Source organism: Nocardiopsis sp. TNDT3 (assembly GCF_003427465.1).
In the GTDB taxonomy this organism is placed as follows: Bacteria; Actinomycetota; Actinomycetes; order Streptosporangiales; family Streptosporangiaceae; genus Nocardiopsis; species Nocardiopsis dassonvillei.
In genome coordinates this window covers 1-7,820 of the sequence record NZ_QPFC01000412.1, presented here as the reverse complement: position 1 = coordinate 7,820, position 7,820 = coordinate 1, and the positions used below count along the sequence as shown (strand labels likewise).

Annotated in this window: 4 protein-coding genes and 1 riboswitch; of the genes, 2 read left to right on the top strand and 2 right to left on the bottom strand. The window is 73.2% G+C overall.

Annotation, left to right across the window (positions count from 1 at the left end):
• Window positions 1-124, bottom strand: a riboswitch (cobalamin riboswitch). This riboswitch is flagged as partial in the annotation.
• Window positions 125-447: 323 nt separating this feature from the next.
• Entirely contained in the window at window positions 448-879 is a 432-nt protein-coding gene (locus tag DQW06_RS10955; RefSeq protein ID WP_013152643.1) for a PPOX class F420-dependent oxidoreductase, read from the top strand.
• Window positions 880-970: 91 nt separating this feature from the next.
• Here DQW06_RS10955 and DQW06_RS10950 read toward each other — a convergent pair whose 3' ends face one another.
• Both DQW06_RS10950 and DQW06_RS10945 read right to left on the bottom strand, forming a co-directional pair.
• On the bottom strand, window positions 971-6,454 hold the full coding sequence (locus tag DQW06_RS10950) for a carboxyl transferase domain-containing protein (protein ID WP_117198390.1): 5,484 nt from the start codon (window positions 6,452-6,454) through the stop codon (window positions 971-973).
• 361 nt (window positions 6,455-6,815) lie between these two features.
• The gene (locus tag DQW06_RS10945) at window positions 6,816-7,469 is read right to left on the bottom strand and encodes a pyridoxamine 5'-phosphate oxidase family protein (protein ID WP_117198389.1); all 654 of its coding nucleotides are present in this window, start codon (window positions 7,467-7,469) and stop codon (window positions 6,816-6,818) included.
• Between the two features lie 68 nt (window positions 7,470-7,537).
• Between DQW06_RS10945 and DQW06_RS10940 the strand changes: the two genes are divergently transcribed.
• A partial coding sequence (locus DQW06_RS10940; RefSeq protein ID WP_157983402.1) for a GntR family transcriptional regulator occupies window positions 7,538-7,820 on the top strand: 283 nt, incomplete at its 3' end.

Sequence of the window (7,820 nt, the reverse complement as noted above, 5' to 3'; positions counted from 1 at the left end):
CCGCGGCCTCCGCCCCAGTGGCGTGAGTACCCCGCCCGTCCCCCTCACCGCTGCGCGTCAGTTCCGGATTCGCACCGGATTCCCTGACCACGTACGTGGTACGACTGGCCCCGGCAGACTATCAAGGCCCCCTCGGCCCCTCGCGGCCGGAAGGCGCACAGGGGCCGCGCCCGCGCCACCGCTCCGGTGCCCGCCCCGGTCAGCGCGGCTCCGGGGAGCCGGTGGAGCGCTGGGGCCGCGCCCTCGCTCCGGCCGACACGGACGCGGGCGCCCCGGAACACCGGATGGCGGGCCCGCTCGCGCGGGCCGCGGCCGGCGGACACGGCGGCGCGGACCACGCGGCGGAGCCGGGACCGGCGCACACACCGGGAGTACGATCGTGACCGGCCGCACACGGCCCCGCACCACCGCGCACCACCAGCATCCGGCAGAGAGGGGTCCTGGAACATGACCACGACGACGTTCGACCCGCGCGCGCTGCTCGCCCAGAGCAGGCTCGGCGTCCTGGCCACCATCAAGGCCGACGGCCGCCCCCAGCTCTCCCCCGTCCAGCCCTTCTACGACGCCGAGACCGACCTGCTGCACGTCTCCATGACCGAGGGCCGGGCCAAGACCGCCAACCTGCGCCGCGACCCGCGCGCCACGCTCCAGGTCACCAGCGCCGACGGCTGGGCGTGGGCCACCGCCGAGGGCGTGGCCACCCTCACCGGGCCGGGCACCGACCCGCACGGCCCCGAGGTCGAGTCACTGGTGGACTACTACCGCCTCGCCGCCGGGGAGCACCCCGACTGGGAGGAGTACCGGTCGGTCATGGTCTCCGACCGCAGGGTGCTCATGACCATGCCCGTCGACCACGTGTACGGCGAGAAGATCCGCTGACAACACGAACGGGGCGGGGCCGCGGTCTGCCGCCGCACCCCCGCCCCACGCGGGCGGCCGCGGTCCACCCGCGCCCCGCCCACGACCGGCCCTAACGCTTCATGCCGTGCTCGATCGCCTCGATGATGCGCGGCCGCATCTCGGCGGCGCTGATGATCGCGTCCACCGAACCCACCTCGACCGCGCGCTGGATGCTGTGCACCCGGTCGAACTCCGCCGCGACCTCGCCGAGCTTCTCCGCCCGCACCGAGGACTGCGTCTCGGCCAACCGGGCGTTGAGCGCGGCCCGCTCGGCGCCGCTGGCCGCCGACACCTGCTCCTGGAGCCCGGTCACCCGCGGGTCGCTCGCGGTACGCGTGTTGACCTCACCGGCGAACACCACGGCCGCCGCCGGGGCCCCGCCCAGCACCGAGGCGAACGAGCCCTCCAGCGCGAGCACCGTCATGTTCGGGTTGAGCGCCTTGGAGAACACCACGAACGCGCCGCCGTGGTAGCGCGAGATCACGCAGAACACGATCGGGCCGTCGAAGTTGACGATCGCCCGGCCGATCTCGGCCCCGTACTCCAACTGGAGCTTGCGCAGCGACTCCGGTGAGCCGTCGAACCCCGACAGGTTGGCCAGCACCACCAGCGGCCGGTTGCCCGACGCCGCGTTGATCGCCCGCGCCACCTTCTTGGACGAACGCGGGAACAGCGTGCCCGCCGTGTAGGTGTCGGGGCCGTCGGTGGGCGGGAAGCCGTGCCGCGGCACCGACCGCGACTCGATCCCCACCAGGCACACCGGCCAACCGCCGATGTGCACGTCCTGCACCGCCGCCGTGTCGGCGTCGGCCATGCCCGCCCAGCGCTCCAGCACCGCGTGGTCCTGGTCCGAGAGCGCCCGCATCACCGTGCGGATGTCGAAGGGCTTCTTGCGGTCCGGGTTGTGCTCGGCGGAGAAGATCTCGCCGACGGTGGCGAAGTCGCTGCCCGCCACCGCGTGCGGGAACGCCGAGACGTCGCGGTCGACCGGGTCCAGGGTCCTGGCCCGGCGCGGCGCCTCCTCCCCCGGCACGACGTAGGTGTGGTCGTAGTGCGCCATGAGGATCTCACGGGCCGAGGCCAGGTTCGGCGCCCAGTACTGCGCCTGCCCGTTGGGCCCCATCACCCGGTCGTAGCCGCCGATGCCGAAGTTGTCCTCGGCCGACACCCCGCCGGAGAAGTCCAGCGACTGCTTGCCGGTGAGCACCATCGCCGAGTCCGGCGTCATCACCAGGATGCCCTTGGTGTGCATGAGCATCGTCGCCTCGGCGTTCCAGTACGGCTGGGCGCCGACGTTGATGCCCGCGACCACGATGTTGATCTCGCCGCCGTCCTGGGTGAACTCCACGATCCGCTTGAGCGCGGCCGCGACCCAGTCCATGTTCTCGGTGCCCGAGGACATCGAGATCCGCGCGCCCGCCGACAGCGCGAACCACTCCAGCGGCACCCGCATCGACTCGGCCAGGTCCAGCGCGGCGATCACCCGCGAGCACTCGGGCTCGGAGAGCGCGCCCAGCGCCTTGGTCGGGTCGCCCAGCAGCACCACGCGCGTGACCCCCTCGGGGTGGCGCACGGTCGGCGTGGTGACCACACCGGCCACGATCGCCGCGGAGTTGTGCCCGCGCGGCCGGTCCACCGGGACCAGCACACCGTTGTCGTCCAGGTCGTACTCGGTGAAACCGCCGCCCGGACCCGACAGCAGGCCGGTCAGCTCGTAGGGGTAGACGGTCCCGCGCCGGGCCGCGCGCAGCACCTTCTGGCGGTAGTCGTCCAGCGGAAGCACCGGCTCGGTCGAGGGCTCCTCGACGTGGACCCGCGCGTCCTGGCCCTGGTCCAGGCTGATGCGCACCGCGACCTCGGTCAGCTCACCGGAGGAGGTGCGCTGGCGGGCCAGGAACTGGACCTCCTCCAGCCCCGCCCCTGCCGTGGTCGGCAGCAGCCGCTGGACCAGCGTGTCCAGCTCCTCGGGGGTCAGCTCGGTCGCCGGCCACACGTACATCATGATGCGGTTGGTGTCGAAGCGCCGGTTCTGCGGGCGCTGCGCCTGGATGTTGCGGATCGCGTCCAGGCACCCGGTGACCGTGTCCTCCAGCGCGGGCAGCGCGATCAGGCGCCCGTCCGCCTCGCGCAGCGGCGTCAGGTCGCGGACCTGGCCCATCGCGAAGAGGCGCTCGTCGGCCGGGTTGCTCTTGGCCACCGCCCGGAACAGGTAGATCTCCTCGTCGGCCGAGGGCAGCCGGGTGAGGTCGAACTCGCGCAGGCGCTGCAACTGCAGGCGCCGGGCGATCTGCGGGTGCAGGCCGCGGATCAGCCGGTCCTCGACGAAGCCGTCCCCCTCGGGCCGGAAGGTGAAGTGGTGGTGCATCACCGCGCCGCTGGTACCGGCGACGGTGGCGGTGACCCGGCGCACGCCCGCGGGCAGCGGGTGCTCGGCCAGCAGCCCCCCGAGCCGCACCGCCATCGCGTCGGCGTCGGGCTGGCCCTCCCAGGTGAGGTAGAGGTCGGCCACCAGGCCGCGCTCGGCCACGTCGGCGGCCAGCTCACCGACCGCGCCGAGGGCGTCGGGCAGGGCGGCGATGTCGACGGCGGTCGTGACCACGCGCGTCAGGCCGCCCGCGCCGTTGTGCTCGGCGGTGACGAACCGGCAGCCCCCGACCTCGCGCGCCGCGACCCCGGACAGCCCGCGGTTGCCGTAGTAGCGGCGGGTCAGCACCTCCAGCAGCGGGGCGTGGTCGCGCCCGGCCCGCCCCATGCGCTGGCCGACCAGCCGCACCAGCGGCTCGGCGCTGGCCACCATGGCCTGGATCCGCTCCGCCCGGTCCGGCGCGTCCGGGTCGCGGTCGAGGTGGCGCAGGTCGTCGCGCACCGCGGCGTAGACCCGTGCCCGGTTGCGGCGCAGCAGCGGCTGGGCGAACCAGCGGAAGACCACACCGCGGGCCAGGTCCGACACCGCGGGGAAGCGCACCTGCGTGGCCTCCACCAGGTGCTCCAGGGCCAGACCGGCGCGCTCGCTGAGCGCCTCCGCGGGCGGCCCGCCCGCCAGCCAGCGGCGCAGCAGCTCCGACACGATCGCCAGCGCGGCGCCCGTGTTCTGCTGGGCCAGGAAGATCCGGAAGACCGCGGCCTCCAGCTCCGGCGTGCGGTCCAGGTCGGAGACCCCGTAGTGGGCCAGGACCCGGGTGAGCTTGGCCTGGAAGCCCTCGCTCACCCCGGCGCGCTCCACGTCCAGGCTCTGCAGGTAGCTGTGGAAGAACTCGCGCGGGCTGTGCACCGAGCTGTGCGGCTCGGTGTCGGGCTCCCCGCCCGGCTTGTTGCGGCTCAGCTCGCACAGGTCGGCGAACACCGTGAACAGGTCCAGCTCGCCCTCGACCGGACGACCGCCCATCTCGGCGCGCGCGACCAGGTAGTCGGCCAGCACCCGCCCTCGGTCGTGCGGGTCGGCGTCGAAGCCCAGCAGCAGACCGCGCAGGTCCTGCAGGCCGCGCTCCACGCGCTCGGCCGCGGACGCCTCCCCGGCCTCCTCGGGTAGCTCGATCGCCACGGCCTCCGAGCCCGACTCCGCCTCCTCGGCGTCCCCGTCGGACAGCGGCTCCAACCGCATCAGCGGCGCACCGGTCTCGACCTGGCTGCCCACCGACACCGGGCACTCGCGCACCCGGGCGCGGAACGGCGCACGCAGCACCGTCTCCATCTTCATGCTCTCCAGCACCAGGACGGGCGCGCCGGACTCGACCTCGTCGCCCACCGCCAACGGCGTCGCCACCACCAGGGCCGGCGCCGGGGAGCGGAGCACACCGCCCTCGTCGCGGCTGATCCGGTGCGTGACGCCGTCCACCTCGACCAGGTGCACCGGTCCGTGTGTGGCCGACACCAGCCGGAACCGGTGGCCGTTGACCACGATCTGGCCGCTGTGCGCGTCGAAGCGCTCGACCTCCACGTCCGCCGGGTGCACGTCGCCGCCTCCGGAGACGCCGACGCGGAACCGCCGGTGCCCGACCCTGGCCACGCTCACCCGGTAGCCCACGCCGCGCAGCTTCAGGTCCAGCGGACGGCCGCTCTCGTGCTGCACCTGCGGACGGCCGCCGTGCGCGGTGGACAGCAGCCGCTGGCGGCTGACCTCCTCCTCGTCCTGGTAGGCCTCGATCGCGGCCGCGGCCAGGGCCACCGCGGAGTGGCGGTGGCTGACCAGGCGCCCCTGGGCGCGCACGCGGTCGATCCAGCCGGTGTCGGCGCTGGCGTCGATCACCTCGGGCTGGTCCAGCAGGTCGAGCACGAAGCTCTTGTTGGTCGCGCCGCCCTCGATGATCACCGTGGTCTCGGCCATCGCGCGGCGCAGCCTGGCCAGCGCCTGTTCGCGGTCGCGGCCGTAGGCGATGACCTTGGCGATCATCGAGTCGAAGTCGGCCGGGATGGTGTTGCCCTCGCGCACACCGGTGTCCACGCGCACGCCCGGACCGGAGGGCAGGACCAGGCGCGCGATGCGGCCCGGGGCGGGCGCGAAGTCGCGGTCGGGGTCCTCGGCGTTGAGCCGGGCCTCGACGGCGTGGCCGGACTCGACCGGCTGGGGGCCCTCCAGCCTGCCGCCGCTGGCCACGTGCAACTGGAGCCGGACCAGGTCGGTGCCGGTGGTGATCTCGGTGATCGGGTGCTCGACCTGGAGGCGGGTGTTGACCTCCAGGAACGCGAACAGCTTCTCGCCCGGGTGGTACAGGAACTCGACGGTGCCCGCGCCGCGGTAGTCCACGGCCAGCGCCAGCCGCTCGGCCGACGCCTTCAGGTGCGCGGTCTGCTCCGCGTCCAGGACCGGGGAGGCCGACTCCTCGATGATCTTCTGGTTGCGCCGCTGCACCGAGCAGTCGCGCACGCCCAGCGCCCACGCCGTGCCCTGTCCGTCGGCGATGATCTGGACCTCGACGTGGCGGGCGCCGGTAACCAGGCGCTCCAGGAAGACCACGCCGGAGCCGAAGGCGCGCAGCGCCTCCTGGCTGGTGCGCTCGTAGGCCTCGGCCAGGTCCTCGCCCGAGGCGACCATGCGGATACCGCGACCGCCGCCGCCCGCGGTCGCCTTGAGCATCAGCGGATAGCCGATCTCCTCACCGGCGCGCAGCGCCTCCTCCAGGGTGGCGACCTCGCCGCGGCTCCACGGCGCGACCGGGACGCCGACCTCCTCGGCGATCAGCTTGGCGCCGATCTTGTCGCCGAGCTTGCGCATGGCCTCGGCGCTGGGCCCGACGAAGGTGACGCCGATCCTCTCGCACAGCTCGACGAAGGCCGGGTCCTCGGCGACGAAGCCCCAGCCCACCCACGCCGCGTCGGCGCCGGTCTGGACCAGCGCGCGCTCCAGGACGGCGTGGTCGAGGTAGGGACGGGCCGAGGCGGGACCCAGCGAGTAGGCGACGTCGGCCTCGCGGACGAAGGTGGCGTCGCGGTCGGCGTCGGTGTGGAGGGCCACCGTCTCGATCCGCGTGCCGGTTTCCGCTGAGAGGTCCCGGACAGCGTGGATGAGCCGCATCGCGGCCTCTCCACGGTTGACGATGGCGACACGACTGAACACCGGTTGAGCCTCCCAAGTACCACGCGCAGAAGGCGACGTCCGGGTCTCGGAGCGTCGCCTGCACCTACCTTTCTACCCTGGTCGGTTACCGCCCGGTACACCAATGGGCCGAACCACGCATAGCGAAGCCGATGCGTTGTGGGAACCCCACAAAAAACGCTCGGCCACACCGCCCGACCCCCGTTTCACGCGAGATTCGCCACACCGCAGGGCCGCTTCCCCCGGCGGCGGTGACCAGGACGGTGTCCGGCTGGCGAACGCACCGCAATAAAGGACTATTGGCCTATCCAATAGGCCGAAGAATGTCCGACGGGTCGGCCCCGCGGTTTTCCCGCGTACCGTTTTCCCGGAACGGCCGACCTCAGGACAGCGGCGACGGGAACAGCGACCGCCCCGCCACAGAGGCCGGAACCTCCAGCCCCGGAGCCAGACCCGGATCCGGCTCCGGCGCCCCGAACACCCGCCGCACCGGCAGCACCCCCGCCCACACCGGCAGGGCCAGGTCCTCCTCGTCGTCCGCCGGCGGCCCCGTCCGCACCTTCACCGACGCCTCCTCCAGCGACAGCGCCAGCACGCGCGTGGCCGCCAACTCCTTCGCGGTCGGCTGGCGGGCCTCATCCCACCGCCCCGGCGTCAACTGCTCGACCAGCGCGCGCAGCCCCTCCAACCGCTCCCGCTCGTCCTCCACCACCCGAGGCACGCCGTAGACCATCGCGGAGCGGTGGTTGACCGAGTGGTGGAACAGCGACCTGGCCAGCACCAGGCCGTCCAGCAGGGTCACGGTCACACACACCTCACCGCCCGCGCGCAGCGACCGCGCCCCGGTCGAACCGTGCAGGTACAGGGTGTCGCCGATCCGCCCGTAGGCGGTGGGCACCACCATGGGCGCGCCGTCGACCACCACCCCCAGGTGGCACACCACCCCCTCGTCCAGGAGGTCGTACAGGTCGGCCCGGTCGGTACGGGCCTTGTGCTTGCCGCGGCGCAGCCGGGTGCGTTCTGTCGTGGAGAGCATGACCGTAGCCTAGAAAGCAAGTGGACCTTACGACCATGGCCACTTCTGCCCGAAAACGAAGGACCACTGTGCCCCGCCGCCTGGCCGAACCGGCCTTCCACCTCGACCGTTCCACCGCCCGCCCCCTTACGACGCAGCTGTCCGACGCACTGCGGGAGGCCATGTCCGGCGGGACGCTCGCACCCGGGGAACGCCTGCCCTCCAGCCGCGCCCTGGCCGCGCAGCTGGGCGTGAGCAGGACCGTGGTCACCGAGGCCTACCAGCAGCTCTACGCCGAGGGCTGGTTGGAGGGACGCCACGGCTCGGGCACGTTCGTCGCCCAGGACAGCTCACCGCCCTCCCCCTCCCGGC

Bases quoted from the DNA above. Each gene is read 5' to 3' on its own strand.
- DQW06_RS10955 (WP_013152643.1), top strand. From the start codon at position 448: ATGACCACGACGACGTTCGACCCGCGCGCGCTGCTCGCCCAGAGCAGG.
- DQW06_RS10945 (WP_117198389.1), bottom strand. From the start codon at position 7,469: ATGCTCTCCACGACAGAACGCACCCGGCTGCGCCGCGGCAAGCACAAG.